General features: G+C 66.3%; 27 protein-coding genes and 1 tRNA gene. 16 read left to right on the top strand and 12 right to left on the bottom strand.

Annotation, left to right across the window (positions count from 1 at the left end):
- From tolA to AC1RWI_RS08880, 7 genes are all read left to right on the top strand, one after another.
- Positions 1-969, top strand: a 969-nt coding sequence (tolA, locus tag AC1RWI_RS08910) for a cell envelope integrity protein TolA (protein ID WP_492865796.1), incomplete at its 5' end; no start/stop codon positions are given.
- 229 nt (positions 970-1,198) lie between these two features.
- Positions 1,199-2,527, top strand: a complete 1,329-nt coding sequence (gene tolB, locus AC1RWI_RS08905) for a Tol-Pal system beta propeller repeat protein TolB (protein ID WP_043348522.1) — start codon at positions 1,199-1,201, stop codon at positions 2,525-2,527.
- A 17-nt stretch (positions 2,528-2,544) separates the two neighbouring features.
- On the top strand, positions 2,545-3,060 hold the full coding sequence (pal, locus tag AC1RWI_RS08900) for a peptidoglycan-associated lipoprotein Pal (RefSeq protein ID WP_173430687.1): 516 nt from the start codon (positions 2,545-2,547) through the stop codon (positions 3,058-3,060).
- A gap of 18 nt (positions 3,061-3,078) precedes the next feature.
- The gene (ybgF, locus tag AC1RWI_RS08895; RefSeq protein ID WP_043348519.1) at positions 3,079-3,837 is read left to right on the top strand and encodes a tol-pal system protein YbgF; all 759 of its coding nucleotides are present in this window, start codon (positions 3,079-3,081) and stop codon (positions 3,835-3,837) included.
- 153 nt (positions 3,838-3,990) lie between these two features.
- Positions 3,991-4,674, top strand: a complete 684-nt coding sequence (gene queC / locus AC1RWI_RS08890; protein ID WP_043348516.1) for a 7-cyano-7-deazaguanine synthase QueC — start codon at positions 3,991-3,993, stop codon at positions 4,672-4,674.
- 65 nt (positions 4,675-4,739) lie between these two features.
- Positions 4,740-5,855, top strand: a complete 1,116-nt coding sequence (locus tag AC1RWI_RS08885; RefSeq protein ID WP_043348513.1) for a YeeE/YedE family protein — start codon at positions 4,740-4,742, stop codon at positions 5,853-5,855.
- A gap of 71 nt (positions 5,856-5,926) precedes the next feature.
- Positions 5,927-6,002: transfer RNA gene (locus AC1RWI_RS08880), tRNA-Lys, on the top strand.
- A gap of 87 nt (positions 6,003-6,089) precedes the next feature.
- On the opposite strand, the gene AC1RWI_RS08875 is transcribed toward AC1RWI_RS08880, so the two are convergent.
- The 5 genes from AC1RWI_RS08875 to AC1RWI_RS08855 all read right to left on the bottom strand — a co-directional run bounded on the left by AC1RWI_RS08875 (position 6,090) and on the right by AC1RWI_RS08855 (position 10,738).
- A complete protein-coding gene (locus tag AC1RWI_RS08875) occupies positions 6,090-7,916 on the bottom strand; it encodes an alpha/beta hydrolase family protein (RefSeq protein WP_492865802.1) in 1,827 nt (608 codons plus the stop codon).
- Positions 7,917-8,030: 114 nt separating this feature from the next.
- Positions 8,031-9,206, bottom strand: coding sequence for an AI-2E family transporter (locus AC1RWI_RS08870; RefSeq protein WP_236701919.1), 1,176 nt, complete (start codon positions 9,204-9,206; stop codon positions 8,031-8,033).
- Positions 9,207-9,366: 160 nt separating this feature from the next.
- Entirely contained in the window at positions 9,367-9,873 is a 507-nt protein-coding gene (locus AC1RWI_RS08865; RefSeq protein WP_043348506.1) for a DUF3318 domain-containing protein, read from the bottom strand.
- A complete protein-coding gene (locus tag AC1RWI_RS08860; RefSeq protein WP_043348504.1) occupies positions 9,870-10,250 on the bottom strand; it encodes a phage holin family protein in 381 nt (126 codons plus the stop codon). The genes AC1RWI_RS08865 and AC1RWI_RS08860 overlap by 4 nt, the downstream gene beginning before the upstream one ends.
- Positions 10,251-10,420: 170 nt before the next feature.
- Positions 10,421-10,738 carry an ElaB/YgaM/YqjD family protein gene (locus AC1RWI_RS08855; RefSeq protein WP_324291756.1) on the bottom strand — a complete coding sequence of 106 codons (318 nt, stop codon included), beginning with the start codon at positions 10,736-10,738 and terminating at the stop codon, positions 10,421-10,423.
- 240 nt (positions 10,739-10,978) lie between these two features.
- Here AC1RWI_RS08855 and AC1RWI_RS08850 point away from each other — a divergent pair, with 240 nt between their 5' ends.
- Positions 10,979-11,617, top strand: a complete 639-nt coding sequence (locus tag AC1RWI_RS08850; protein WP_043348499.1) for a peroxiredoxin — start codon at positions 10,979-10,981, stop codon at positions 11,615-11,617.
- Positions 11,618-11,776: 159 nt separating this feature from the next.
- Here AC1RWI_RS08850 and AC1RWI_RS08845 read toward each other — a convergent pair whose 3' ends face one another.
- A complete protein-coding gene (locus tag AC1RWI_RS08845) occupies positions 11,777-12,970 on the bottom strand; it encodes an acyl-CoA dehydrogenase (RefSeq protein WP_006162948.1) in 1,194 nt (397 codons plus the stop codon).
- Positions 12,971-13,185: 215 nt separating this feature from the next.
- Here AC1RWI_RS08845 and AC1RWI_RS08840 point away from each other — a divergent pair, with 215 nt between their 5' ends.
- Positions 13,186-14,001, top strand: a complete 816-nt coding sequence (locus tag AC1RWI_RS08840; protein WP_043348497.1) for an IclR family transcriptional regulator — start codon at positions 13,186-13,188, stop codon at positions 13,999-14,001.
- 61 nt (positions 14,002-14,062) lie between these two features.
- Here AC1RWI_RS08840 and kynA read toward each other — a convergent pair whose 3' ends face one another.
- The 3 genes from kynA to kynB are packed head-to-tail and all read right to left on the bottom strand — an operon-like array spanning position 14,063 to position 16,927.
- Complete coding sequence (kynA, locus tag AC1RWI_RS08835; protein WP_043348493.1) at positions 14,063-14,938, bottom strand: tryptophan 2,3-dioxygenase; 876 nt, start codon at positions 14,936-14,938, stop codon at positions 14,063-14,065.
- A 13-nt stretch (positions 14,939-14,951) separates the two neighbouring features.
- Complete coding sequence (kynU, locus tag AC1RWI_RS08830) at positions 14,952-16,208, bottom strand: kynureninase (RefSeq protein ID WP_043348490.1); 1,257 nt, start codon at positions 16,206-16,208, stop codon at positions 14,952-14,954.
- A 53-nt stretch (positions 16,209-16,261) separates the two neighbouring features.
- Positions 16,262-16,927: an arylformamidase gene (gene kynB, locus AC1RWI_RS08825; protein WP_043348488.1), complete on the bottom strand. Its 666-nt coding sequence runs from the start codon at positions 16,925-16,927 to the stop codon at positions 16,262-16,264.
- Positions 16,928-17,089: 162 nt separating this feature from the next.
- On the opposite strand from kynB, the gene AC1RWI_RS08820 reads away from it, so the two are divergent.
- Complete coding sequence (locus AC1RWI_RS08820; protein ID WP_043348484.1) at positions 17,090-17,572, top strand: Lrp/AsnC family transcriptional regulator; 483 nt, start codon at positions 17,090-17,092, stop codon at positions 17,570-17,572.
- Positions 17,573-17,585: 13 nt separating this feature from the next.
- Here AC1RWI_RS08820 and AC1RWI_RS08815 read toward each other — a convergent pair whose 3' ends face one another.
- Together AC1RWI_RS08815 and AC1RWI_RS08810 are read right to left on the bottom strand one after the other, a co-directional pair.
- Positions 17,586-18,050 carry a MarR family winged helix-turn-helix transcriptional regulator gene (locus AC1RWI_RS08815; RefSeq protein WP_043348480.1) on the bottom strand — a complete coding sequence of 155 codons (465 nt, stop codon included), beginning with the start codon at positions 18,048-18,050 and terminating at the stop codon, positions 17,586-17,588.
- A gap of 16 nt (positions 18,051-18,066) precedes the next feature.
- Positions 18,067-18,621, bottom strand: a complete 555-nt coding sequence (locus AC1RWI_RS08810; protein WP_043348476.1) for a flavin reductase family protein — start codon at positions 18,619-18,621, stop codon at positions 18,067-18,069.
- A 171-nt stretch (positions 18,622-18,792) separates the two neighbouring features.
- Between AC1RWI_RS08810 and AC1RWI_RS08805 the strand changes: the two genes are divergently transcribed.
- The 6 genes from AC1RWI_RS08805 to msrA all read left to right on the top strand — a co-directional run bounded on the left by AC1RWI_RS08805 (position 18,793) and on the right by msrA (position 24,552).
- A complete protein-coding gene (locus AC1RWI_RS08805; RefSeq protein WP_492865790.1) occupies positions 18,793-19,899 on the top strand; it encodes a 2,5-dihydroxypyridine 5,6-dioxygenase NicX family protein in 1,107 nt (368 codons plus the stop codon).
- Complete coding sequence (locus AC1RWI_RS08800; protein WP_052494646.1) at positions 19,896-20,738, top strand: alpha/beta fold hydrolase; 843 nt, start codon at positions 19,896-19,898, stop codon at positions 20,736-20,738. Before AC1RWI_RS08805 ends, AC1RWI_RS08800 begins: the two co-directional genes overlap by 4 nt.
- Before the next feature lie 58 nt (positions 20,739-20,796).
- A complete protein-coding gene (locus AC1RWI_RS08795) occupies positions 20,797-22,041 on the top strand; it encodes an acyl-CoA dehydrogenase family protein (RefSeq protein WP_150984131.1) in 1,245 nt (414 codons plus the stop codon).
- Positions 22,038-23,591, top strand: coding sequence for a class I adenylate-forming enzyme family protein (locus tag AC1RWI_RS08790; RefSeq protein WP_043348468.1), 1,554 nt, complete (start codon positions 22,038-22,040; stop codon positions 23,589-23,591). The genes AC1RWI_RS08795 and AC1RWI_RS08790 overlap by 4 nt, the downstream gene beginning before the upstream one ends.
- Positions 23,592-23,683: 92 nt before the next feature.
- Entirely contained in the window at positions 23,684-23,959 is a 276-nt protein-coding gene (locus AC1RWI_RS08785; RefSeq protein ID WP_043348464.1) for a hypothetical protein, read from the top strand.
- A gap of 50 nt (positions 23,960-24,009) precedes the next feature.
- Positions 24,010-24,552 carry a peptide-methionine (S)-S-oxide reductase MsrA gene (gene msrA / locus AC1RWI_RS08780; RefSeq protein ID WP_492865787.1) on the top strand — a complete coding sequence of 181 codons (543 nt, stop codon included), beginning with the start codon at positions 24,010-24,012 and terminating at the stop codon, positions 24,550-24,552.
- Between the two features lie 16 nt (positions 24,553-24,568).
- On the opposite strand, the gene AC1RWI_RS08775 is transcribed toward msrA, so the two are convergent.
- Positions 24,569-25,654, bottom strand: a complete 1,086-nt coding sequence (locus tag AC1RWI_RS08775) for a DUF72 domain-containing protein (RefSeq protein ID WP_492865785.1) — start codon at positions 25,652-25,654, stop codon at positions 24,569-24,571.
- Between the last annotated feature and the right edge of the window lie 5 nt (positions 25,655-25,659).

The raw sequence follows: 25,659 nt of genomic DNA, 5'->3' as shown, positions 1-25,659 counted from the left end.
CCGCCGCCCCCGCCACCTCCCGCACCGCAGCCCATCGTACAAGCCCGTCCCGCGCCTGCCGCGCCAGCGGTGAGGTCTCGTGCCGAAGAAGACGCGGAGATCGCCCTCCAGCAGCAAAAGCGCCGCCAGGCCGAGGCCGCCGCCCGCGAGGAGGCGCGCCAGCAGGCCGACCTGCGCGCACGCCAAGAAGCTGAGCGGCAGGAAGCGGCCCGCAAGGAAGCCGCCCGCAAGGATGCCCAGCACAAGGACGACCTGCGCCGCGAAGAGCAACGCCGCGAAGAACTGAAGAAGGACGAACTGAAGAAGGACGCCCAGCGCAAGGAAGACGCGCGCAGGCAGGCCGCGCTGCAGGAGCAGCGCAAGGAGCAGGTTGAGCGCGAGCGTAAGGAAGCTGACGCCAAGGCCCGCGCCGAGGCCAAGAGCCGTGCCGAGGCGGATGCCAGGGCGCGCGCCGAAGCCGACGCCAAGGCCAAGGCAGCCGCCGACGCCAAGGCCAAGGCCAACGCTGAGGCCAAGGCCGCCGCCAACGCGAAAGCCAAGGCTGATGCGGATGCCAAGGCCAAGCGCGACGCCGCCGCCAATGCCCAGCGCCACAGTGAACTGGCGCGGCTGCAGGCCATGGCCGGCGGCGGGGCGGCAGTCGGCGGCGCCGGCGGTGTCGGCAGCAGCGCCGGCAGCGGTGCTGGTTCGGGCGGCAAGGCCTCGCCTGGCTACCCGGATCGCGTGCGTCGCCGCGTCAAGCCGAATATCGTGTTTACCGAAGACGTGCCTGGCAATCCGGCTGCGGTGGTGTCGGTTCAACTGGCGCCGGACGGCTCCCTGATGTCCGCGCGGCTGTCCAAGTCCAGCGGCAATTCGGGCTGGGACAGCGCCGTGCTGCGCGCCGTGGAGCGCTCGGATCCGCTGCCCCGCGACGAAAACGGCAAGGCGCCGGCCAGCTTCACGATCACCTTCAAGCCTAAGGATTAAGAGGTACGGCGATGGCGACGGCACGGGAACATTCGAATTGCAACATATTGCAACCTACGTCGATGCACCGCAGTCCCAACGCTACGATGACAGGTTGCCTGACGCAGCCGGCAAATGTGCCCGGGGCACGCGATACGGGCATGCGACAAGCCTTCAGCATGCTTGCCCGTTCCACGGCTCCCGTTTGCCGGCCGCGCTCGATGAATATTGATCTCGATTGAGGAGCAGCATGCGAAAGCTTTGGGCCCCCCTTTGGCTGGCCGCGCGGCGGCACGGCGCCCGCGCGCACGCCCTGTTTGCCGGGCTGGCCGTGGTGCTGGCGTGTTCGGCCGGCAGCGCACAGGCGCAATTGAACGTTGAAATCACCGGCGTCGGCGCCAGCCAGTTCCCCATCGCCACGGCCAACTTCCAGGGCGAAGCCCAGGCCCCGCAAAATCTCACCGCCATCATCCGCAGTGACCTGCAGCGCAGCGGCCGCTTCCGCAATGTCGACCCGGGCGGCGCCACGGTGGCGGAGTCCGCCAATGCCGACCTGGGTAGCTGGAAGGCGCGCGGCGCCGATGCTTTCGTCGCCGGCAGCGTCACACCTACCGGCAACGGCCAGTACGACGTGCGCTTTCGCCTCTACGACACCGTCAAGGGCACCAGCCTGGGTGGCCTGGCCTTCACGGTTAGCGCAAACCAGCTGCGCGTGACCGGTCACAAGATCGCCGACTACATCTACGAGAAGCTGCTGGGCGAGCGCGGTGTGTTTGCCACGCGGCTGTCCTATGTCTCGCGGGTGGGCGGGCGTTTCCAGCTGCTGATCTCGGACTCCGACGGCCAGAACTCTCAAGTCGCGCTGACCAGCAACGAGCCGATCATCTCGCCTTCGTGGTCGCCGGATGGCAGCAAGGTTGCTTATGTGTCCTTTGAAGCCAAGAAGCCCGTGGTCTACGTGCACGACCTGGCGACCGGCAAGCGCACGCTGGTGTCGAACCAAAAGGGCAACAACAGCGCGCCTTCGTGGTCGCCTGACGGCCAGCGCCTGGCGGTGGCGCTGTCGCGCGATGGCAATACCCAGATCTACCAGGTTGGCGCCGATGGCTCCGGGCTCAAGCGCCTCACACGCAGCAGCGCCATCGATACCGAGCCGCAATACGCGCCGGATGGCCGCAGCATCTACTTCACCAGCGATCGCGGCGGTGCGCCGCAGATCTACCGCATGCCGGCCGGCGGCGAAGAAGGCGGCGCAGCCCAGCGCGTGACCTTCAAGGGCAGCTACAACGTGAGCCCGCGCATTTCCCCGGATGGCAAGCAGCTGGCCTACATCACCCGCAGCGGCGGCTTCAAGCTGCAGTTGATGGATCTCGGCAACGGCGATGTGACCTCGCTGACCGACACCGCCAACGACGAGGCCCCGAGCTTCGCCGCCAACGGCAAGTACATTCTTTATGCCACCCGGGTGGGAGGTCGCTCGGTGCTGGCGGCAGTGTCCACTGACGGGCGTACCCGGCAGGTTTTGTCGCTCCAGTCCGGCGAGGTTCGCGAGCCGTCCTGGGGACCATTCATGCAATAAACGAGGAGTTCCTAGCCATGACCAATATGATGACCAAAACCCTTGCCGTCGCCGCTCTGCTGGCCCTCGGCGCTTGCAGCTCCGGCGTCAAGCTGGACGACACCGCCAACGCCGGTGCCGGCAACAAGGGTACGCCTTCGACCGACGCCCGCGCCGTGGCGCCGGTGGACGTGTCGCGTGATCCGCTGAACGATCCGAACAGCCCGCTGGCCAAGCGCAGCGTGTACTTCGACTTCGACAGCTACAGCGTCAAGTCCGACTACCAGGGCATGCTGTCGGAGCACGCCAAGTACCTGGCCGCCAACAAGGGCCGCCGCATCCTGATTCAGGGCAACACCGACGATCGCGGCACCAGCGAATACAACCTGGCACTGGGCCAGAAGCGCGCCGAAGCCGTGCGCCGCTCGCTGTCCTCGCTGGGCGTGCCGGAAACCCAGATGGAAGCCGTCAGCCTAGGCAAGGAAAAGCCCAAGGCAACCGGCCACGACGAAGCCGCCTGGGCAGAAAACCGCCGCGCGGACATCACGTACTAATCTGCGGACAGCCATCTCATGAAAGCACGCGCCTCCAAGTTGGTATTGCTTACTGCGATGTCCTGCGCCAGCCTGCTGCCGTTTGCACAGGCGCGGGCCGGCGTGTTCGACGATGACGAGGCGCGCAAAGCCATCGTCAACATGCGGGACCAGTTCAACGGTTTCCAGGCGACGGCATCGCAGCGCATCGACCAGAACAGCCGCGCCCAGCTCGACATGCAGAACCAGCTCGAAGGTCTGCGCCAGGAAGTGGCGCGACTGCGTGGCCAGAACGAGATGCTGCAGAACGAGGTGACGACGCTGCAAAAACAGCAGAAGGACTACTACGCGGACCTGGATGCGCGCCTGAAGAAATTCGAGCCGCAACAGGTCACCGTGGATGGCCGCGAAGGGCTGTCGCAACCTGGCGAGAAGACCGAATACGATGCCGCGCTCAAGCAGTTCCAGACCGGGGACTTCAAGGGTGCCGGCAACGTGTTCGCGGGCTTCATCAAGAAGTACCCGCAGAGCCCGTACGTGCCGCTGGCGCAGTTCTGGCTCGGCAACTCGCTGTACGCGCAGCGCGACTACCGCGGCTCGACCTCGGTGTTGCAGAACATGGTGCAGGCCTATCCGGATCACCCCAAGGTGCCGGATGCGCTGATCGCCATTGCCAACAACCAGATCGAATCGGGCCAGAAGCCCGCTGCCCGCAAGACCCTGGAGCAGGTGGTAGCAAAGTACCCCGGCACCGAGGGCGCGCAGGCGGCGAGCAATCGCCTCAAGACGCTGAAGTAAGCGCCTGAGAGGGCGGCGCGCTGCCAAGCGGCCCAGAGATAGCAGTCATTACACTAAAGGCCCGCATCCGCGGGCCTTTAGTCTTGGGCGCGCTAAAATACGCGATTCGCCTCGAATTTTGCGTGGCGCCTCCAGGCGCCGCGCCGTGCCATCATGAAAAAACGCGCTATCGTCCTGCTTTCCGGCGGCCTGGACTCCGCCACCGTCCTTGCCATGGCCAATGCGCAAGGCTTCGAGACCTATGCGTTGTCGATGCGCTACGGTCAGCGCCACTCCTCGGAACTGGAGGCCGCAAAGCGCGTGGCCGCCGCCCTGGGCGCGGTGCGCCACGAGATCATCGACCTGGACCTGCGCCGCTTCGGCGGCTCCGCGCTCACCGACGATAGCCTTGAGGTGCCTACGGACGGTGCCGTCGGCGGCATTCCGGTTACCTACGTGCCGGCCCGCAATACCATCATGCTGTCGCTGGCCCTGGGCTGGGCCGAGGCCGTTGGCGGCCGCGACCTGTTCTTCGGTGCCAATGCGGTCGACTACTCTGGCTATCCGGATTGCCGGCCCGAGTACGTGTCCGCCTACGAGGCGCTTGCCAACCTGGCCACCAAGGCCGGCGTCGAAGGCGAGCGCATCCGCGTGCACGCGCCCATCATCGACATGACCAAGGGCGAGATCATCCGCGCCGGCGTCAAGCTCGGGGTGGACTACGGCATGACGGTGTCGTGCTATAAAGCCGACGACGACGGCCGGGCCTGTGGCGTGTGCGACTCTTGCCGCATCCGCCGCGCGGGCTTCGAGGCCGCTGGCGTGCCCGATCCCACCCGCTACCAGGGCGCAGCCTGACGGTAGTCGTTGCCACCAGCGCGCTTGCGCGCACCCACCCGTTCCGCTTCCCCCGCCGGACACCCATGCCCGAAATCGATATTGCCGCGCTCAGCCGTACCATACTGGCGAGCACCTTCATCCTGACCTTCCTGTTTGGGGCGGTGCTCCAGCGCACGCACTTCTGCACCATGGGTGCGGTCTCCGACATCGTCAATATGGGCGACTGGACCCGCATGCGCATGTGGGGGCTGGCCATCGGCGTGGCCATGATCGGCACCTCCGCGCTGGCTGCGGGCGGCTACATCGATCCCACCAAGACCATCTATGCCGCCAGCAAGCTCAGCTGGCTCTCCGCCCTGGTGGGCGGGCTGATGTTCGGTTTCGGCATGGTGCTGGCCTCGGGCTGCGGCAGCAAGACGCTGGTGCGTATCGGCGCGGGCAACCTGAAGTCGCTGGTGGTGTTCGTCTTCCTGGGGCTGTCGGCCTATATGACGCTGCGCGGCTTGTTTGGCGTGATTCGCGTAAACACCGTCGACGCCGTGGCGCTCACGCTGCCCACCACGCAAGACCTGCCCTCCGTGCTGGCGCATGCCAGCGGCATGTCGCGCGCCACCCTGCAAGTCGGCATCGCGCTGGTGGTGGGCGGGGCGCTGGTGATCTGGGCGTTGGCGGGACGCGGCTTGCGCACCTTCGATAACCTGCTTGGTGGCCTGGCCGTGGGCCTGATCATCGTGGCCATGTGGTACGTGTCCGGGCACCTCGGCTATGTCGCTGAGGATCCCAATACGCTCGAGGAACTGTTTGTTGCCAGCAACAGCGGCCGCATGGAGAGCCTGAGCTTCGTCGCTCCCTATGCCTACACGCTCGACTGGCTGATGATGTTCAGCGACAAGAGCAAGGTGCTGACCATCGGCATCGTCAGCGTGTTCGGCGTGGTGGCCGGTGCCGCTGCGTACGCACTGGTGACCCGCACCTTTCGCTGGGAAGGCTTTGGCAACGCCGAGGACGTCGGCAATCATCTGGTGGGTGGCGTCCTGATGGGCGCGGGTGGCGTGACCGCGCTGGGCTGCACCATCGGCCAGGGGCTGTCAGGCGTATCCACGCTGGCGATTGGCTCGTTTATCGCGCTGGCCGGCATCCTGCTTGGCTCGGTGCTGGGCTTCCGCTACCAGATATGGCGCCTTGAGCGCATGATCTAGCACGAGTAGTTCGTGTTCAAAGGTTGACTTTAGGGCCAAGATATTCCTATAATCGCGGCTTCAGTTTTTCCGGGTCGTTAGCTCAGTCGGTAGAGCAGCGGACTTTTAATCCGTTGGTCGCGTGTTCGAGTCACGCACGACCCACCAGCATTGCAAAAGGCGTAGCGGGCAACCGCTACGCCTTTTTTGTTTCATGTGCCCGCGCCTGATGTTCGGGCGCGGAGCGGTCGCAAATCAGCCTTCCCTGGCCAGGTGCCTGGCGAGAAACGCTTCCATGGCTTCGTAGAAGTCGAAGGTGTTTTCCTCGTTGTGGAAGCCGTGGCCCTCGTTTTCCTTTAGCAGGTATTCCACATCCACGCCGCGCGAGCGCAGTGCCTGGACGATCTGGTCGCTCTCCGCCTGCTTGACGCGCGGATCGTTGGCGCCTTGCGCCACCAGCAGCGGCGTGCGGATCTTGTCCGCGAAGAACACCGGCGAGGCATCGTGCAGGGCTTGGCGCTCGGCTTGCACGTTGGGGTTGCCGATCATCTCGTGCAGCATGTCCAGCATCGGTTTCCAGTACGCGGGAATGGTCTCGAGCAGCGTGAACAGGTTCGATACGCCGACATAGTCGATGGCCGCGGCGTAGCGCTGCGGCGTGAAGGCTACGCCCGCCAGCGTTGCATAGCCGCCATAGCTGGCGCCGTAGATCGCGATGCGCTTGGGGTCCACGATGCCTTGCGCGACGAGCCAGTCGACGCCGTCGTCGATATCGTGCTGCATCGTCTTGCCCCACTGCTTGAAGCTCGCCTCCCAGAATGCGCGACCGTAGCCGGTGGAGCCGCGGAAGTTGATCTGCAGCACGGCATAGCCGCGATTGGCCAGCAACTGCACCTCGGGGTTGAAGCCCCAAACGTCGCGTGTCCACGGGCCGCCGTGCGGGTTGACCACCAGCGGCAGGCCCCGCGGCGCAGGCTCTCCCGCGCTGGCCACCGGCAGCGTCAGGTAGCCGTGGATCTGCAGGCCGTCGCGCGAGGTGAAACGGATTGGCTGCATGCCGGCCATGTCGGCTTCATCCAGCCAGGGCTGCACCTTGCCTAGCGTGACCAGCTTTTGCGTGCCGCTGTCATACAGGAAGCGCGTGCCGGTGGTCTTGTCGCTCGAGGCGGAGACGATCATGCGGGTTTCGTCGCGCGTGATGCTGGTGACGTGGTGCTCGTAGCCCGGCAGTTGCCGCTGCAGGTCGGCATGGATCTGCTCGGCGTGGGCGTCGAAGAAATGGCGGTGCGTCTTCCAGTCGGTGTACCAGGCGGCGCTCAGCACGCGACGATGCCGCGAGTAGGACAGGCCGCCGACGTCTACCTCATCGTGCTCGAAGACCAGGCGGCCTTCCTTGGCGGTCTGCGGATCGAACTCGAATATCGCCGTCTTGTCGCGGCCGCGATTCGACTGCACATACAGCTGCTTGTCGTCGAAGGTAAAGAACAGCGGCGAGACCGTCTCGCGGAAGTTGGTGGTCAGGATCGGGCGGAAAGGCTCGTCCTCGGCATCGCGGTAGAGCAGGGTGGTGTTTACGCCATCGCTGGCGGTCGCTACCCGCAGGCGGCCTGCGTGGTCGGTGCCCCAGCTCATCACGTTGCCCGGGTTTTCCGCGATCTGCACGGACTCGCCCGTGACGACATCGACGCGCAGCACGTCGAACACTTCCGGGTCGCGCTTATTGTGCGACAGCAGGATATGGCGGTCATCGTCCTCGAGATCGTCGATGATCTCCGCGCGCACGCCCGGGTACGGGGTCAGGTCGACAGGCTCGCCGCCGTCGATCGGCACCGACAGCACGTGAAAGTTCTCGTCGCCGCCAAAGTCCTTCGCGTACAGGATGTGCGCGTTGCCTTTCCAGGTGTGCAAGGGCAGGTCGCGCTCGCTCTCGTGGGTCAGCGGCCGGGCTTCGCCCAACAGGTTGCCTTCGGTGTCGATGGCCTGCACGAAGATGTTCTGGCGGCCCTGGTGCCGGGCGAGGAAGGACAGGTGGCGGCCATCCGGCGAGATCGAGAACTGGGAGCGGTCCGGTTTGCGGAACATCTCACGCACGCTGTAGTGCTTCACCTTTGCCAGCGCCTGTGCACCGGATGATGGTTCGTCTTGACGCAATGCTCACTCCTTGGTGTGTTTGGGGCCGGCAAGCGGCGCCGCGGCTCAGTCCGTACGCGCCGCCTCGGGGCCTGGCGCCTGGGCGCTGGCTTGCCCGGTTGCGCCTGTGGGCGGCGCGGGCGGTGGGGGCGGCGGCTGGTCCTTGTCGTGCGCGGCGTCCCGGCGTTCGATTTCTTCCCGCGTGGATGTGGACAGGTCCCAACTGGCGATAAACAGCGCGGCGATCAGCGGGCCGATGACGAAGCCGCTCAGCCCGAACAGCGCCATGCCACCCAGCGTGGAGATCAGCACTACCCAATCGGGCATGCGGGTGTCCTTGCCGACCAGGATGGGGCGCAGCACGTTGTCCACCGCGCCGATCACCACCGCGCAGAAGCCGATCAGGATGGAGCCCTTGCCCACGTCGCCGGTCAGCAGGAAGTAGATTCCCACCGGCCCCCAGATCAGTGCGGCGCCCACCGCGGGCAGCAGCGACAGGAAGCCCATCAGCACACCCCACAGCAGCGAGCCCTGGATGCCGAGGAACCAGAAGGCCAGGCCGCCCAGCGCGCCTTGCACCGCGGCCACGGCGATGTTGCCCTTGACGGTGGCTCGGGCCACGGTGGTGAACTTGCGCAGCAGGTGCTGCTTGTGCGGCTCGCTCAGCGGGATCGCCCGCATGATGATCTTGGAAAGCTGCGGGCCATCGCGCAGCAGGAAGAACAGCAGGTACAGCATCACGCCAAAGCTGACCAAGAACTGGAAGGTGTTCTGCCCGATGCTGAGCGCCTGCGCGGCGAGGATCTGGCTGGCCTGGGCGGCCCCCGCGGTGAGCTTTTGCTGCAGGTCGCTGATATCGGTCAGGCCGAAGCGGCCCAGCACCCTTGTCACCGACGGCGGCAGGGCGTGCAAGGCTTGCTGGAAGTAGGCGCCGAAATTGAGCTGGCCGGACTTGATCTGCTGGTAGACGGTGCTGCCTTCCTGGATCAGGGCGCCGGTGACAAAGATCAGCGGCAGCACGACGATCAGCAGGCATAGCGTCAGCGTGGTCAGCGATGCCAGGTTGCGTCGGTCGCCCATGCGCCGGGTCAGCCAGTTGTTGGGCGGCGTGAAGATGATGGCCAGGATGGCGCCCCAGAACACGGCGCCGAAGAAGGGCCGCAGGACGAAGCAGAAGGCGATCGACACGACTGCCAGCAGCAGGTAGAACGCCTTTTGCTGCATTTCCGCACGTTGGGTCATTGGGCTGTCACCTTGCGTCGAAAAAGCGTTGGGGCGCGCGCCGCCATGGTGGCGTACGGCGGCTCGCCGCGGCGCGTGGCGCATATTGCCTTCATTGCCGTGTGGCAGGCCCGTAGGCAAGGCCGGCGCAGGTGGCGGCCTTGCATGGCGTATCGCGGTGCTAACGCACCAGCGGGTCGCGGAACCCCGTGTCGACGGTGTCGGACGGGGTCTTGCGGGCATCCTGGACGGAGCTTTTCTGAAAAGTCTCGTAGGCCCAGTAGCCGGCCGCGGCCAGCGCGCCGAACTTGGACAGCTTCCAGCCCCAGCGCAGCACCGGGGTCTTGCGCAGCAGCGGCAGCGCCAGGGACACGGCTGAGCTGAGCATCGGGTAGTCCTTGGCGAGTCCGAGCAGCTTGAGCCAGGAGGCGGGCCGGGTCATGCGCGGCAGCCAGGTGCTGAAGCGGCCAAGGCGGGTCGCGCTGCCACGGACGTGATGGAGCGCCTGGGCGCAGTCGTAGCGCTCAAGCGCGGCGCGCGTGATCAGCAGCTCCTTGCGAATGGCAAGGGGCAGGCGCACCTCCCGCGCGAAACGTACGGGGCGTTGGTGCGAGCGAGGCGCTTTGGAGGGGGATGCGGTGCCAGGCGCGTCGTCGGCCGGCTCGCCTGGGGTGTGTGGTGTGCTCATCGGCGCAGGATCTCCCGGTCTTTATCGATCTCGGCCAGCGTCGCTTCGAACAGGGGCGGGGCATTGCGCGCCAGATGGCGGGCAACCGCGAGGCAGATTGCGCAGGCGGCCAGGTACAACGCAACCAGCACGCCCAGGGCCTGCCAGCGGTAGGTGTCCCAGAACACGATGGCGATCAAGACGGTCAGTGTCACCATGGCCAAGCCAAAGAACACCAGGCCGAAACAGGCCAGCAAGGCCATCCTCATCAGCCGGGAGCGTTCTTCCGCGAGTTCGACACTGGCAAGTTCAAGGCGAGTCTGCACCATTGCCACCAGTGATCCTGCCAGGCTGCGCAGGGCATCCATAAACTTGGGGGAAGAGGTGGGATCGCTCATTCAATTCCGGCGAAGGCGTGCAGCGGCGAAGCGCCGCACCTGCTGCAGACGGGGAACCCCGCCAGCGGTGCGCGACCGCTGGCGGGGCGTTGCCTGGCACTGCGCCGCGACATGCGTTGGCCCAGGTGCAAGGCGTTCGGGTTCATGCGCGAGGCCTGCGGCCGGGCGAATTACTTGCGGTTCAGCAATAGGCCGATCAGCAGGCCGACGCCGGCGGCAACGCCGACAGCGCGCCACGGATGGTCATGGACGTAATCGTCGGTGGCACGTGCGGCCGCCTTGCTCTTGGTGACCACGGCGTCCTGAAGGTCTTGGGCCTTTTCCTTGGCTTGTTTCAGCAGGCCCATGCCGCGCTCACGCAGTTCGGCAGCTTTCTCGCCTGTGGTCGAGGCCGCTTGCTTAAGCAGTTCTTCGGCATCGGACAAAACGGTCTTGACATCGCTCATCAGTTTCTCCTGTTTGCGGGCGGTGGTTTCGGATTGTGACATTTTGCCTTCCCCGCACGTTGTCGGGCAGCTTCTCGCCCTCTTTACTAGCATATGCGGGGAACCGCCGTGGTTTCAACACCACGAGTCCGACACAGCGTGCAGGACTGTGACGCAGGACAAAGGTCTTAACAAAGGTCTTAATACAAAAAGGTGATTTTGTAGTGACTTTATATTCGTTTGGGTTGGATCGCAATCGCACTAGAGTGGTTCAACCCTATTTTGCCTCTTGAGGAGACCCGCATGGCTCTACGTCTCGGTGACATCGCGCCGGATTTCGAACAGGATTCCAGTGAAGGCCCGATTCGCTTTCATCAATGGCTGGGCGACAGTTGGGGCGTGCTTTTCTCGCACCCGGCCGATTTCACACCGGTCTGCACGACCGAACTCGGCCTGACGGCGAAGCTGAAGGGTGATTTTGCCAAGCGCAATGTCAAAGTCATCGCACTGTCGGTCGATCCTGTCGAGTCCCATCGAGAGTGGATCAAGGATATCAACGAGACCCAGGGTACCACGGTCAATTTCCCCATCATCGCCGATGGCGACCGCGAGGTTTCCGAGCTGTACGACATGATTCACCCCAATGCGAACGCGACCTTCACGGTGCGATCGCTGTTTGTGATCGACCCGGACAAGAAGGTGCGGCTGACCATCACCTACCCGGCCAGCACCGGGCGCAACTTCAATGAGATCCTGCGGGTGATCGATTCGCTGCAGCTCACCGACAGCCATAGCGTTGCCACGCCGGGCAACTGGCAGGACGGCGAGGATGTGGTGATTGTGCCCTCGCTGAAGGACGAGGACGTGATAAAGCAGAAATTTCCGAAGGGATACAAGGCCGTGCGGCCTTACCTGCGGCTCACGCCGCAACCCAACAAGTAAGCAAGCGGCCGGCCAGGGCGCGTAGCGCCGGGCCGGCGCACCGGTGTTGTACAACGATGGGCTCGCCCGTCGTCTCTCCTTGGTCGTGTGCTTGGCCCGGCTTCGCAGCCGGGCCTTTTTATTTCTTGCGAGAGAGCGGGCGGGCCCGGGCGGCGTGCTTTAGAAGAACGCCTGGATGCCGGTCTGGGCGCGGCCCAGAATCAGCGCGTGGATGTCATGGGTGCCTTCGTAAGTGTTGACCACTTCGAGGTTGACCACGTGACGGATCACGCCGAACTCGTCCGAGATGCCGTTGCCGCCGAGCATGTCGCGCGCCACGCGGGCGATGTCCAGCGACTTGCCGCAGGAATTGCGCTTCATGATCGAGGTGATTTCCACCGCAGCGGTGCCTTCGTCCTTCATGCGGCCCAGGCGCAGGCAGCCTTGCAGGCCCAGCGTGATCTCGGTCTGCATGTCGGCCAGCTTCTTCTGCACCAGCTGGTTGGCGGCCAGCGGGCGGCCGAACTGCTTGCGGTCCAGCGTGTACTGGCGCGCGGTGTGCCAGCAGAACTCGGCGGCGCCCAGGGCGCCCCAGGCGATGCCATAGCGGGCCGAGTTCAGGCAGGTGAAGGGACCCTTCAGGCCGGACACGCCCGGCATCAGGTTCTCTTCCGGCACGAACACCTGGTCCATGACGATTTCGCCGGTGATCGAGGTGCGCAGGCCAACCTTGCCGTGGATGGCAGGTGCCGACAGGCCCTTCCAGCCCTTTTCGAGGATAAAGCCGCGGATCGCTTCCTTGCCGTCGTCGCCGACCAGCTTGCCCCACACCACGAAGACGTCGGCGATGGGCGAGTTGGTGATCCACATCTTGGCCCCGGACAGCTCATAGCCGCCTGCCACCTTCTTGGCGCGCGTGATCATGGAGCCCGGGTCGGAACCGTGGTTCGGCTCGGTCAGGCCGAAGCAGCCGATCCACTCGCCGGTTGCCAGCTTAGGCAGGTATTTCTGCTTCTGCGCTTCGCTGCCGAATTCGTGGATGGGCACCATCACCAGCGACGACTGCACGCTCATCATCGAGCGATAGCCCGAATCCACCCGCTCCACTTCGCGCGCGATCAGGCCGTAGGCCACGTAGTTCAGGCCGGGGCCGCCGTATTCCTCGGGAATGGTGGGGCCGAGCAGGCCCAGCTCGCCCATCTCGCGGAAGATCTCGATGTCGGTCTTCTCATTGCGGAACGATTGCAGTACGCGCGGGGCGAGCTTGTCCTGGCAATAGGCCAGGGCGGCGTCGCGCACCATGCGCTCGTCGGCGCTCAGCTGGTCGTCCAGCAACAGCGGGTCAGCCCAGTGGAATTCGGCGTTGGCAGCCATGTAGGTCTCCTTCGGTAGTGCAGGTCTAGTGCAGATCGGAATGGGCGGCCTCGCGAGCCAACCCTGAATTCAGGAAGTATCGGCGCATTCCGCGGTCCGCCGTGGTGCTTTTGCGGTTCCGCATTGCGGAACTGTGTTCCGATGATGTAGTATATCGCAATGCGCGATCCATGCAATAGGGCGCGCTGCCTCCATCCATTCCGCGGAGATCACTTTTGGCCACTGAATCGCAAGCCACGCCTGCGGCGGATGCCGCCAGCGCCACACCGCGCGAGAGCGATCCCAATTTTGTTGCCGCGCTGGCGCGCGGCCTTGAGCTGCTGCGTTGCTTTCGCACTGGCGAGTCGATGCTGGGCAACCAGGATTTCGTGCGCCGCACGGGCTTTCCCAAAGCCACAGTGAGCCGGCTGGCCGGCACACTGGTGCAACTGGGCTACCTGCGCTACGACGATAGCCTGGGCAAGTACGCACTCGATGCCGGCGTGCTGGCGCTAGGCTATTCCTACCTGTCCGCGTCCAATGTGGTGACGCTGGCGCGCCCGCACATGCTGGCGTTCGCGCAGGCTTACGGCGTGTCGGTCTCGCTGGGCAAGCGCGAGCGCATGGAGGTGATCTATCTTGAATCGATCCGCAACGATGCAGGCGTGATGCTGGGGCTGGGCGTGGGGTCGCGGCTCTCGCTGGTATCGAGTTCCATGGGCCGGGCTTACCTGGCGGCCTTGCCGGCGGCCAAGCGCGAACGGGTGCTGGCGGAGTTTGCCCTGGCCTATCCCGAACAGTGGAAAACCCAGGAGGCGGCCATGCGCGCCACGGTGGAGCAGGCGTCGACCCTGGGCTATGCGGCGTCGTTCCGCGACTGGCACCCGGCCATCCACGCATGCGCGGTGGCATTCCGTCCGGTGGGGGAGAAGGAGCTGCACATGCTGAGTTGCAGTGCGTCCTATGGCTCGGTCGAGGAAGCGGTGTTTCACGACAAGCTGGCGCCGGCCTTGCGCGCGCTGGCGGCGCGGCTGTCGGACCCGGCGCTCTGAAGCGAGGCGGCACCGGCCCTGGCCGGTGCCGCGATGCCAATACTGCCTGCTTCTGCCCCGTTTACAGATCCGTGCGCAGCTTCCACAACTCCGGGAACAGCACCACGTCGAGCATCTTGCGCAGGTAGCTGACGCCTTCGGTGCCGCCGGTGCCGCGCTTGAAGCCGATCACGCGTTCCACGGTGGTGACATGGCGGAAGCGCCACTGCCGGAAAGCATCTTCCAGGTCGACGAACTTTTCGCCTAGTTCATACAGTTCCCAGTGCGCCTCGGGCTTGCGATAGACCTCCAGCCATGCCGCTTCCACCGAGGCGTTCTCGCCGGCCGGCCTGGTCCAGTCCCGCTCGATGCAGGCCGCATCGATGGCAAAGCCGCGCCGCGCCATCAGGCGGATCGCTTCGTCATACAGCGACGGCGTGCGCAGGGCTTCTTCCAGCAGCGCCAGGTGCTGCGGCTGGTGCGCATGCGGGCGCAGCATGGCCGCGTTCTTGTTGCCGAGGATGAACTCGATCTCGCGGTACTGGAATGACTGGAAACCAGACGACATCCCCAGGTAAGGGCGCATCGCCGAGTACTCCGGCGGCGTCATCGTGGCTAGCACGTTCCACGCCTGCACCAGTTGCTCCATGATGCGCGAGACTCGCGTGAGCATCTTGAACGCGGGTGGCAGCTGGTCCTGGCGCACGCATTCGCGCGCGGCGCGCAGCTCGTGCAGCGCCAGCTTCATCCACAGCTCGCTGGTCTGGTGCTGCACGATGAACAGCATCTCGTTGTGCTCGGGCGAGAGCGGATGCTGGGCGTTGAGAATCTGGTCCAGCGCCAGGTAATCGCCGTAGCTCATGTCCTTGGCGAAATCCATCTGGGCGTCATGCCAGCTGGCATCGCTGGTCTCTGTGGCGCCTGCGCCCGACATCGGGCATCCCTTGTGGTTGCTCATGGCGTGCTCCTGCTCAGGTCACCAGGCCGCGCGTCTGGTGACGCTCTGCCTTGTAAGTGCCGCTGTCGAGCACGTCGCGCAGGATTTCCACTGCGTCCCAGACTTCGGTGAAGCTGGTGTACAGCGGCGTGAAGCCAAAGCGCGCGATGCGTGGCTCGCGGTAGTCGCCGATCACGCCGCGCTCGATCAGGGCCTGCACCACGGCAAAGCCGTCCGGATGGGCAAAGCTCACATGGCTGCCGCGGCGCGCATGGGCGCGCGGGGTCACCAGTTCGAGCGGGTGCGCGGCGCAGCGTGTTTCCACCAGCGCGATAAAGAGGTCGGTCAGCATCAGCGACTTGGCGCGCAGCACTGCCATGTCGGTCTGGGCATAGATATCGAGCCCGCATTCGACCATGGCCAGCGAGGCAATGGGCTGGGTGCCGCACAGGAAGCGCGCTACGCCTTCGCGCGGGCGGTAGCCGGGTTCCATCGCGAACGGCGCGGCATGGCCCCACCAGCCGGACAGCGGTTGCCAGAAAGCATCGCGCAGCGACGGCGCGACCCACAGGAAGGCGGGCGAGCCGGGGCCACCGTTGAGGTACTTGTAAGTGCAGCCGACCGCGTAGTCCGCACCGGATGCCTTGAGCGCCACGGGCACGGCGCCGGCCGAGTGGGCCAGGTCCCACACCGTGAGCGCGCCGCGGGCATGCGCCATCTCGGTCACGCTGGCCATGTCGAGCATTTCGCCGGTCTTGTAGTTGACATGGGTCAGCATCAGCACGGCGGTGTCGGCGTCCACCGCCGCATCGATCTCCTCGGGCGCATTCACCAGGCGCAGCGAATAGCCTTGCTGCAGCAGGTCGGCCAGCCCCTGTGCGATGTAGAGGTCGGTGGGGAAGTTGCTGGCTTCCGATACGATCACCTTGCGCTTCGGGTCGCGGGTCTGCTGCACGCGCAGCGCGGCCGCCAGCACCTTGAACAGGTTGGAGGAGGTGGTGTCGGTCACCACGACTTCGTCCTCGCCGGCGCCGATCAGCGGTGCCAGCATATTGCCCAGGCGCTGGGGCAGTTCGAACCAGCCGGCTGTGTTCCAGCTGCGGATCAGGCCCGTACCCCATTCCTCGCTCACCACTTCGGCGGCGCGTGCCGCGGCGCTGCGCGGGCGCGCGCCCAGCGAGTTGCCATCGAGGTAGATCACGCCTTGCGGGAGCGCGAACTGGTCGCGCAGGCGGCGCAGCGGATCTTCTTGGTCGAGGGCGAGGCATTGCTCGCGAGTCATTGCGGTCATGTGTGAGAGGTTTCCTGGGGGGAGGTTGGGTTCGGGTCGTTCAGTGCGATCGTTCAGGCCAGGCTGCGCAGCACGGCGCGCACCGGGCTTGCATCGAGTCCGGCAAAGCGCAGGGGCAGGGCAATCAGTTCGTAGTCGGCCTCGGCCACGGCGTCGAGCACCAGGCCTTCGAGGATGGCCAGGCGATGCCGGCGCACCATGTTGTGCGCGGCCATGGTCTTGGATTCCTGCGGGTCCAGCGAGGGCGTGTCGATGCCGACCAGCATCACGCCGTGCTCTGCGAGCAACGCGATGGTTTCCGGCGCGACCGCGCAGAAGTCCGGGTCCCACTTTGCCAGCGGCGCTTGCTGGTAAGTGCGCAGCAGCACACGCGGCGGTGCGCCTGCCAGCGCATGCCCGATGTGGCGGGGCTCGACCAGCGGGGCCACGCCGATGCAATGGATCACCCGGCACGGGCCGAGGTAGTGCGCCAGGTCCACCTCGCCGATGGGCGCGCCGTCGGCGGCGTAGTGCAGCGGCGCATCGGCGTGGGCGCCGGTGTGGGGCGACAAGGTGATGCGCCCGACATTGACGGGGCAGTGGGCGTCGATCTGCCAGTTGCGCTCGAGCTGGAACGGCGTGTCGCCCGGCCACACCGGCGTGTCGGGCGAGAGCGCGGGACTGATGTCCCAGAGCTGGCGCGGCCTATCGTTGGTATCGGGGGTGGGGCGGTTCGTCATCGGGGGCTGACGCCTGGGAGCGGCGTTCCAAGGCTCTTTATGAAGCGGATGACGGCATGATAGTCAATATTACGGACAAGAGGCTTGCGAAATGGCCAGTGGATTCCAGTGGTTTTCGCATAGAATTTCATTTATGAAGAGAATCATGGAAGAATCTGCGAAATGAACCTGGATCCCATCGATTTGCGCATCCTGACCTGCCTCCAGGAGAACGGGCGCATCAGCAACCAGGACCTGGCCGACCGCGTGGCGCTGTCGCCTTCGGCCTGCCTGCGGCGGGTGCGCTTGCTGGAGGAGGATGGTGTGATCGGCGGCTACCGGGCGTGGTTCGACGCCGAGCGGCTCGGCCTGGAACTGGAGGCGATCGTGCAGGTGTCGATGCGTCCCGAAACCGAGGGCTGGCACGATACCTTCAACGCGGCGGTGCAATCCTGGCCTGAAGTGGTGTCGGCCTACATCATCACCGGCGACAGCAATTACATCCTGACTGTGCAGGCGCGCAACCTCAAGCACTACTCGGATTTCATCGTGAACCGGCTCTACCGCACGCCGGGCGTGATGGATATCCGCTCGAACATCGTGCTGCAAAGGATCAAGACGGATGGCTCGCCGCTGGCGGTCGTCAAGGGCGAGCCGCGGCCCTGAGGGCTACCGGCGCTCAGCGCGGCGCGTGCAGCGCGATCAGGCGGCGCAAGGTGTCCTTGAGCTGGTTGCCCTGCGCGACGCCAAAGTCATCCAGCACTTGTTGCTCGTGCGCGGCGGCCTGGTCGAGCAGGGCGCGGGCGCGGGCGCGCCCGCGCGCGGTGATCGATACCAGCGCATGGCGGCGGTCCAGGGCACCGTTGCGCCGCGTGACGAGGCCGTCGGCGGCCATGCGGTCGATCAGCTTGGTCAGGGTGGGCTGCTTGGTGAGCGTGATATCGGCCAGCGCGCCGATGGTGCAGTCTGGCCGGTCGGCCAGCGTGGCCAGCACGCGCCATTCGGGCACGGAGAGCCCGGCTGCCTCGACCTGCCGGTGGAACTCGCCCGACACAAGGTGGCTGGCCCGCGCCAGCAGATAAGGCAGGTAGCCATCGACAAAAGCGTCTGGGGCCGCCGGGGCCGGCTTGGGCGAATCCTTCATGTGCTGCGCCCGGACTTCAGTCCGTCAGCGGATCGGTGGTGGCAAAGCGGCCGTCGTGGAACACCAGCGGGTTGCCCGCGTTGTCGTGCACGCCGCAGCGCTCCACCTCGCCCACGAAGATGACGTGGTCGCCCTCGTCGTAGCGGCTGCGGTTATGGCATTCGAACCAGGCCAGCGCGTTGGCCAGGATCGGCAGGCCGTTCTCGGACAGGCGGTAGTCGACACCCGCGAAGCGGTCGCCCTTGAGCGTGGCGAAGCGCTGGCACAGGTCCAGTTGCGAGGCCGACAGCACATTGATGATGTAGTGCGAGCCGTCGCGGAACATCGGCAGGCTGTTGGCGCGCGTGGCCATGCTCCATAGCACCAGCGGCGGATCGAGCGAGACCGAGTTGAACGAGCTGGCGGTAATGCCCACGAACGGCGCGCCCGGCGGCGAGCCAAGGCCCGCGCGGGTAGTGATCACCGTTACGCCGGTGGCGAACTGGGACAGCGTGCGCCGGAAATGCAGCGTATCGAAATCGGGAGAAGCGGCCTTGCCGATGATGCTTGGCGTGGCCTCAGGCATGCCCATAGTGCGGGCTCCACTGGGATCCATGAAATTTCATATATTATTTGCGCCAGCGACAAGAATCACAAGCACAAAGCTAATGCGTCCGGCGGGAGGCATCGGTGGGCTGGCGCACCAAAGCCATTCCCCCGGGACCCTGCCAGGATCGCAGCAGATCGCACCAGGAGGAGACCTATGCTCATCGAGCAAATCGAGCACCGCTGGCTGGCGGCTTTTCGACGCACCCTTGAACTGTGCGCCCTGTCCGCCCAGGAAGTGGTTGGGATTGTAACGGAGTCCCAATCCCGACGCGTCAATGTGGAGTTGGCGGAACTGGCGGTGCAATCGCTGGGCGCCACGCCCGTGCGCATCCGGGTGCCGTCCACGGCACTTTCCGCGCCCGCGCCAGTGCGTTCCACCGGCGCCAGCGATGCCTTGCAGCAACTCGCCCCGGTGGTGGCCGCCTTGCAGCGCTGCCACCTGGTAATCGATTGCACCGTGGAGGGCCTGCTGCATGCGCCCGAACTCCCGCAGATCCTCAAAGGCGCCGACGGCATCGTGCCGCGCCTGCTGATGGTCAGCAACGAACATCCCGAGATCCTGGAGCGCTGCCTGCCCGATCCAACGCTGGAGAGCAGCGTGCGAGCGGCCATGAAACGGTTGCGGGGCGCAGGCGAGATGCGCGTGCATTCGGCCGCCGGCACCGAGTTGCGCGTCGGGCTTGCAAGCGCGCGCGTCGGCGGCGTCTGGGGCTACTGCAACAAGCCGGGCCAGGTCGCGCACTGGCCGGGCGGCCTGTGCCTGGCCTTTCCCGCCGGCGGGCAGGTCAACGGCACGCTGGTGCTCGCACCGGGCGACGTCAACCTGACCTTCAAGACCTACCTGCGCGACACCATCGTCTGCCATATCGAGGATGACTACATGGTCGGCATCGAAGGGCAGGGCATGGACGCCGACATGATGCGCGGCTACTACGCGGCGTGGGCCGACCGCGAAGGCACGCGCGACGCCTACGCGGTTTCGCACGTGGGCTGGGGTTTGAACCCTCAGGCCCGCTGGGATGCGATGACGTTCTACGACAAGCGCGACTGCAATGGCACGGAGCTGCGCGCCTTTGCCGGCAACTTCCTCTACTCCACCGGCGCCAACGAGGTTGCCGGGCGCCACACGCTGGGCCACTTCGACCTGCCGCTGCGCAACTGCACGATCACGCTCGACGGCGTGGGCGAGGTGGACGAGGGCCGGCTCGTCGGTCCGGCCACGCCCGAAGCGGCCCATTCAAACAACAAGGCAAGCGCATGAACGAGAACGTGAATCCTGGCACGACCCAACCCCAACCCCAGACACATGCCAATGGCATCTCCACCATCGCGCAGGGCGCCGGCCCCGTGTCCGTCGTGATGTTGCATGGCATCGGCGGCGGCAAGGCCGCGTGGCCGGCGCAGATCGCTGCACTGGTGCAAGCGGGCTATCGCGCGGTGGCATGGGACATGCCTGGCTACGGCGACAGCGCCATGATCGATCCCTGTGATTTCGCCGGGCTGGCGCAAGCCTTGCAGCCGCTGCTGAAGGCCGAGCGCGATGCGGGCCGGCGCGTGGTGCTGCTAGGCCACAGCATGGGCGGCATGGTCGCGCAGGAAGCTTACGCAGCCATGCCCGGACTGATCGACGGCATGGTGCTGTCCGGAACGTCGCCGGCATTCGGCAAGGCCGATGGCCAGTGGCAACGCGATTTCGTGGCCGCGCGCACGGCGCCGCTCGACGCCGGCAAGACCATGGCGGAGATGGCCAACGGGCTGGTGCGCGCCATGGTCGCGCCGCAGGCCGAGCCTCGCGCGGTGGCGTTCGCCGCCAGCGTGATGGCGGCCGTGCCGCCCGACACCTATCGCGCCGCCCTGCAGGCGCTGGTGCGCTTTGACCGGCGCGAAGTGCTGGCGCGCATCACCGTGCCGGTGCTGGTGCTGGCCGGCGAGCACGACGCCAATGCCGCGCCCGCCGTGATGGAGCGCATGGCGCAGAAGATCACCGGCGCCGAGTACCTGTGCCTGCCCGCGGTGGGCCACCTGGCTTGCATGGAATGCCCGGCGGATTTCAATGCCGCCGTGCTCGGCTTCCTGGGGCGGCATTTCCCGCTGCACTGAATCCACAAGAACATCGCGGCATCGCCACGCGCGTGGCCGATGCCCGGGAGACACGATCATGCCACTGGACTTCATCCCCGCTGTCGGCAGTGCCGATTTCACCGAGGCGCAGGAGCGCCTGCTGACGCTCGCCAACCGGCTCGGCCGCGAGCGCTTTGCCCCGCGCGCGGCGCAGTGGGACCGCGAGGCCAGCTTCCCCTTTGCCAACTATGACGATTTGCGCGAGGCCGGCCTGCTGGCCTTGTGCGTGCCGCGCGAGTTCGGGGGAGAGGGCGCGGACTTCGCCACGTATTGCATGGTGGGCGCGGAGATCGGCCGCTTCTGCGGCGCCACCGCGCTGACCTACAACATGCACATCTGCTCCACCATGTGGACCGGCATGCTGGCCGACGGCATCGCCATGACGCCCGAGCAGCGCGCCGAGCACGAGGCCCGGCGCGAGTTGCACTTTGCGCGCGTGGTGAAGGACGGCGCAATCTACGCTCAGCCCTTCTCGGAGGGCTCGGCCGCCGCCGCCGGGCGCGCGCCCTTCGGCACCAGCGCGCGCAAGGTCGAAGGCGGCTGGGTGCTCAATGGCCGCAAGATCTTTGCATCGCTGTCGGGCGCCGCGGACTACTACGGCATCCTCTGCACGGAGGAGTGCGCGGACCATTCGCCCGATATGCGCGACACGCTCTACATCGCGGTGCCGGGCAAGGCCGAAGGCCTCACCGTGACCGGCGAGTGGGACCCGATGGGCATGCGCGGCACCGTGTCGCGCACGCTGCTGCTCAAGGACGTGTTCGTCGCCGACCAGGAGCAGCTGATGCCGCGTGGCGTCTATTACAAGGCGGCGCAGACCTGGCCAGCCATGTTCTTCACGCTCTCGCCGACCTATCTCGGCGTGGCGCAGGCCGCATACGACTTCACCGTGCAGTACCTGCGCGGCGAAGTGCCGGGCCAGCCGCCGGTGAAGCGCCGCATGTATCCCACCAAGCAGATCGCGGTGGCGCAGATGCGCATCCAGCTGGAGAACATGCGCTCGATCTTCTGGCGCGTGATTCATGAAGCCTGCGCCAGCCCGGGGAAGGATGCGCGCATGCGGCTGTACGCCGCGCACTACAGCGTGATGGAAGGCGCCAACGATATCGCCCGGCTGGCGATCCGCACCTGCGGCGGCCAGTCCATGCTAAAGGACCTGCCGCTGGAGCGGCTCTATCGCGATTCGCGCTGCGGCGCGCTGATGCTGCCCTGGACCGCCGAGCTGATCCTGGACCGCATGGGGCGCGAGACCCTGTACGAGTCGGGCGAGCGCGACGAATGAGCGAGCGCGCCAACCGGCTGTTCGCTGGCACGCCGGAGCCGGGGGCGCTGCTGCGCACGCTGCATGCGCATGTCAGCGCCGCGCCCCTGCGCCCAGCGCTGCATAGCCTTGGCTATACCATCGACTACGGCAAGCTGTGGCGCCGCGTGGAACGCGTCTGCGCGCACCTGGCCGGCACCTGGGGCGTGCAGCCGGGCGATCGCGTGGGCACGCTGTGCCTGAACCACGATCTGCAGCTCGCCATCCTGTTCGCGTGCGCAAGGCTCGGGGCCATCTTCGTGCCGCTGAACTTCCGGCTGGCCGTGCCGGAGCTGAGCGCCATCGCCGCGCATGCGGGCATCCGCGTGCTGTTCCACGATGCGCCGCACGCGCAGGCTGCGGCGGCGGTGGCTGCCGCCCTGCCGGAGCCTGCCGCGCGGGCGCCGATCGATAGCCTGATCGACCGGCCGGCGCCGCTGGACACCCCCCTGCCGAGGCCATCGCAGCCGCCCGGCGAGGCGCCGCTGCTGCTGGTCTACACCTCCGGCTCCACTGGCCATCCCAAGGGCGCGCTGCACACGCAGGCCGGCTTGCTGGCCAACGCGCGCGCGAGCTGGTGGGCGCACGGCATGACGCGGGACGACCATGTCTTGTCCGTGCTGCCGCTGTTCCATGTGGGCGGCTTGTGCATCCAGACGCTGCCGGCATTGCTGGCCGGGGCGCAGGTGACGTTGCACCAGCGTTTCGCGCCGGATGCCTGGCTCGATGCGTGCGCGCAGGCGCAGCCCACGCTGTCGCTGATGGTGCCAGCCACGCTGCGCGCGGTGCTGGAACATCCCGGCTGGCCAGGCGCGGACCTCTCTTCGCTGCGCGGCGTGATGGCTGGCTCCTCGCCGATTCCCCGCGCGTATATCGATGCCTTCCATGCGCGCGGCGTCGCGCTCGGGCAGGTCTACGGCGCTACCGAGACCGGTCCCGTATCGGTCGTGCTGCGGCTGGACCAGGCCAAGGCCCGGCCCGGCTATGCCGGCTGGCCCCAGCCGGAGGTGCAGGTGCGGCTAGCCGATGCGCAAGGCATTGCGGTCGCCGACGGCGACGTGGGCGAACTCTGGCTCGCGGGCGCCAACCTGATGCAGGGTTACTGGCGGCAGCCGGAGCATCCGGATTTCCGCGAGGGCTGGTTTCGCTCGGGTGACCTTGCGCATCGCAATGCCGATGGTTGCATCGAGGTGGTCGGCCGCAGCAAGGACATGATCATCTCGGGCGGGGAGAACATCTATCCGGCCGAGATCGAGAACGCGCTGCTGGGCCTGCCCGGCGTGCTGGATTGCGCGGTGGTGGGGCTGCCGGACGCGCGCTGGGGCGAGGTGCCGGTTGCAGTCGTGGTGGCAGCCGCCGGCGCGGACCGCGCCGCGCTGGCGCCAGAGGCGCTGCGTGAAACGCTGGCGCTGTCGATTGCGCGGTTCAAGCTGCCGCAGCGGGTGGTGCTGGTGGACAGCCTGCCCAGGAGCGCGCTTGGCAAGGTGCTCAAGCCCCAGTTGCGGGCGATGGTGGCGGCGTCGTTGCGCTAGCGTCCGGCTGGCCTTGTAGAACCCCGGCCAGGAACGCCACGAACGCGCCCACCTTCCGTTGCAGGTGCCGGTGGCTGGCATAGAGCGTATAGATGCTCCGGCCGGCCAGCGCATGCTCCGGCAGCACCCTGACCGGCTCGCTGCCCGGCAACTGCATCACGGTCCATACCTATTTGCTGGCGCAGCAGGGCGCACCGATCATCGAGCTGGTGAACCTGGATGCCTTGTCGCGCGAGCGCGTCTACCAGTTCGCTCTTATCGGCGCCTCATTGAAGTTTCGCGGGGCGGCGCCGCGCCGATCTGGCCGGTCGCTTTGCCGAACCGTTAGGCGCGGCGTTCATTGCACATTGCAGTCTGCGGCGGCGTGACGGGTGGCGAACGAGTATGCTACCTATTGTCATGAGCCGGAGAGATCAAGATGGACAACGAGCATGAGATTGCCACGCTGGGCGGCGGTTGCTTCTGGTGCCTGGAAGCGGTGTACCAGCAAGTCAAGGGCGTACGGGCCGTGGAGTCGGGCTATACCGGCGGCCACGTAAGCCATCCGACTTACGAGCAGGTGTGCGGCGGCGACACCGGGCACGCCGAAGTGGTGCGCGTGACCTTCGATCCCACGGTGATCAAGTTCCGCGAGATCCTGGAGATCTTCTTTGCCATCCACGATCCCACCACCCTCAACCGGCAAGGCAACGATGTCGGCACGCAGTACCGCTCGGTGATCTTCACCAACACGGAGCCGCAGCGCGCCATGGCCGAGTATGTGATGCGGGAAGTGACGGAGCAAAAGCTCTACGATGCGTCGCTGGTGACGCAGGTCGAGCCCACGCAACCGTACTGGCGCGCGGAGGAAGGCCACCAGAATTACTTCCAGAACCACCCGAACCAGGGCTATTGCTCGTTTGTGATTTCACCCAAGCTGGCCAAGTTCCGGCAGAAGTTCGCGCATTACCTGAATCGCTGATGCGCCGGGCCTGCGCTCAGCTTGCTTCCAGGCGCTCGGCAATGGCCTCGGCCAGCCGCACGCAAGTCAATGGCGCCGAGCCTTCGGCCTTGTTGCTGACGATCACATAGGCGGGCTGGCCCGCGCGCAGTGTGCGCACCACCTGCTCGGCGAGCACCGCGCGGGTATGCGGGTCTTCGTCGATCAGCCGGTCAAATGGCGCGTAGCGGGACTCGGCTTGCTCGTAGGCAAAGCCCGCATGCAACATCCACCGCAGCACCAGCGGTCCTGGTGCGCCCTCGTCCATGAGTGCTTGTGCCGGCAGTTGCCGTTCGGCCGGCGGCATGCGCTCGCGCGCGGACAGGCAGAAACGCACGCCGCGTGCGCGCAGCAGCTTGATAAAGCGCGGCGTGAGCAAGGCGGCATCGCGCAACTCTACAGCGTAGCAGGCGTGCGGTGTCGTGGTGGCGTCGAGCGCGGGCAGGGCGCCGAGGAAGGCGTCGAGCCGCGACAGGAAGCCGGCGCTGTCGGTGGCCATCGGGCCTAGCGGGGAAAGCTGGAACAGCAGAGGCCCGCACTTGGCGCCGAGGCCCGTGGTGGCCGGCGCGACGAAATCGCGTGCGGCGATCCCTGCATCAAGGAAGCTGGCGTTAGCCAGCCGGCCGGCGCCCTCGGACGTGCGCAGCCACGGATCGCAAACGCTGGCAGGCGCCTTGACCAGGAAGCGGAAGTGGGCGGGCACCTGGGCAGCATAGGCCAGGTAATCGGCAAGCGGGATCGGCGCGTAGAACCCGCGGTCGATGCCGGCGGCGCGCAGCAAGGGATGCTGCGAGTAGGCGGCCAGGCCTTTGCGCGAGAGCAGGCTGTCGGTGTACTCCCCCTGGTAGACCAGGCCGTTCCAGCCGCCATAGGACCATGACGATGTGCCCAGATGCAGCCCGGCCGGCAGGCGTTCGGCCAGCGCGAGCAGGGCAGGGTCCGGGGGCGGCGCCAGCACACTCTTGCCGCGGGATGGCTTGGCGCCGGCGGCATCGGTCGGGGTGGCCGCGGCAAGTGGTGCGGCATTGCCGGCAGCGGCCACCCCTGGCGGCTCCAGCAGGCCGCCAAACAGGTCTTCAGTCAAGCCGA

The sequence above is a fragment of the Cupriavidus sp. MPR-AND1C genome (genome assembly GCF_058809705.1).
This window is presented reverse-complemented; position numbering and strand designations above follow the sequence as displayed.

Bases quoted from the DNA above. Each gene is read 5' to 3' on its own strand.
- tolB (WP_043348522.1), top strand. From the start codon at position 1,199: ATGCGAAAGCTTTGGGCCCCCCTTTGGCTGGCCGCGCGGCGGCACGGC.
- pal (WP_173430687.1), top strand. From the start codon at position 2,545: ATGACCAATATGATGACCAAAACCCTTGCCGTCGCCGCTCTGCTGGCC.
- ybgF (WP_043348519.1), top strand. From the start codon at position 3,079: ATGAAAGCACGCGCCTCCAAGTTGGTATTGCTTACTGCGATGTCCTGC.
- queC (WP_043348516.1), top strand. From the start codon at position 3,991: ATGAAAAAACGCGCTATCGTCCTGCTTTCCGGCGGCCTGGACTCCGCC.
- AC1RWI_RS08885 (WP_043348513.1), top strand. From the start codon at position 4,740: ATGCCCGAAATCGATATTGCCGCGCTCAGCCGTACCATACTGGCGAGC.
- AC1RWI_RS08875 (WP_492865802.1), bottom strand. From the start codon at position 7,916: ATGTTCCGCAAACCGGACCGCTCCCAGTTCTCGATCTCGCCGGATGGC.
- AC1RWI_RS08870 (WP_236701919.1), bottom strand. From the start codon at position 9,206: ATGACCCAACGTGCGGAAATGCAGCAAAAGGCGTTCTACCTGCTGCTG.
- AC1RWI_RS08865 (WP_043348506.1), bottom strand. From the start codon at position 9,873: ATGAGCACACCACACACCCCAGGCGAGCCGGCCGACGACGCGCCTGGC.
- AC1RWI_RS08860 (WP_043348504.1), bottom strand. From the start codon at position 10,250: ATGAGCGATCCCACCTCTTCCCCCAAGTTTATGGATGCCCTGCGCAGC.
- AC1RWI_RS08855 (WP_324291756.1), bottom strand. From the start codon at position 10,738: ATGTCACAATCCGAAACCACCGCCCGCAAACAGGAGAAACTGATGAGC.
- AC1RWI_RS08850 (WP_043348499.1), top strand. From the start codon at position 10,979: ATGGCTCTACGTCTCGGTGACATCGCGCCGGATTTCGAACAGGATTCC.
- AC1RWI_RS08845 (WP_006162948.1), bottom strand. From the start codon at position 12,970: ATGGCTGCCAACGCCGAATTCCACTGGGCTGACCCGCTGTTGCTGGAC.
- kynA (WP_043348493.1), bottom strand. From the start codon at position 14,938: ATGAGCAACCACAAGGGATGCCCGATGTCGGGCGCAGGCGCCACAGAG.
- kynU (WP_043348490.1), bottom strand. From the start codon at position 16,208: ATGACCGCAATGACTCGCGAGCAATGCCTCGCCCTCGACCAAGAAGAT.
- kynB (WP_043348488.1), bottom strand. From the start codon at position 16,927: ATGACGAACCGCCCCACCCCCGATACCAACGATAGGCCGCGCCAGCTC.
- AC1RWI_RS08820 (WP_043348484.1), top strand. From the start codon at position 17,090: ATGAACCTGGATCCCATCGATTTGCGCATCCTGACCTGCCTCCAGGAG.
- AC1RWI_RS08815 (WP_043348480.1), bottom strand. From the start codon at position 18,050: ATGAAGGATTCGCCCAAGCCGGCCCCGGCGGCCCCAGACGCTTTTGTC.
- AC1RWI_RS08810 (WP_043348476.1), bottom strand. From the start codon at position 18,621: ATGGGCATGCCTGAGGCCACGCCAAGCATCATCGGCAAGGCCGCTTCT.
- AC1RWI_RS08805 (WP_492865790.1), top strand. From the start codon at position 18,793: ATGCTCATCGAGCAAATCGAGCACCGCTGGCTGGCGGCTTTTCGACGC.
- AC1RWI_RS08800 (WP_052494646.1), top strand. From the start codon at position 19,896: ATGAACGAGAACGTGAATCCTGGCACGACCCAACCCCAACCCCAGACA.
- AC1RWI_RS08795 (WP_150984131.1), top strand. From the start codon at position 20,797: ATGCCACTGGACTTCATCCCCGCTGTCGGCAGTGCCGATTTCACCGAG.
- AC1RWI_RS08790 (WP_043348468.1), top strand. From the start codon at position 22,038: ATGAGCGAGCGCGCCAACCGGCTGTTCGCTGGCACGCCGGAGCCGGGG.
- AC1RWI_RS08785 (WP_043348464.1), top strand. From the start codon at position 23,684: ATGCTCCGGCCGGCCAGCGCATGCTCCGGCAGCACCCTGACCGGCTCG.
- msrA (WP_492865787.1), top strand. From the start codon at position 24,010: ATGGACAACGAGCATGAGATTGCCACGCTGGGCGGCGGTTGCTTCTGG.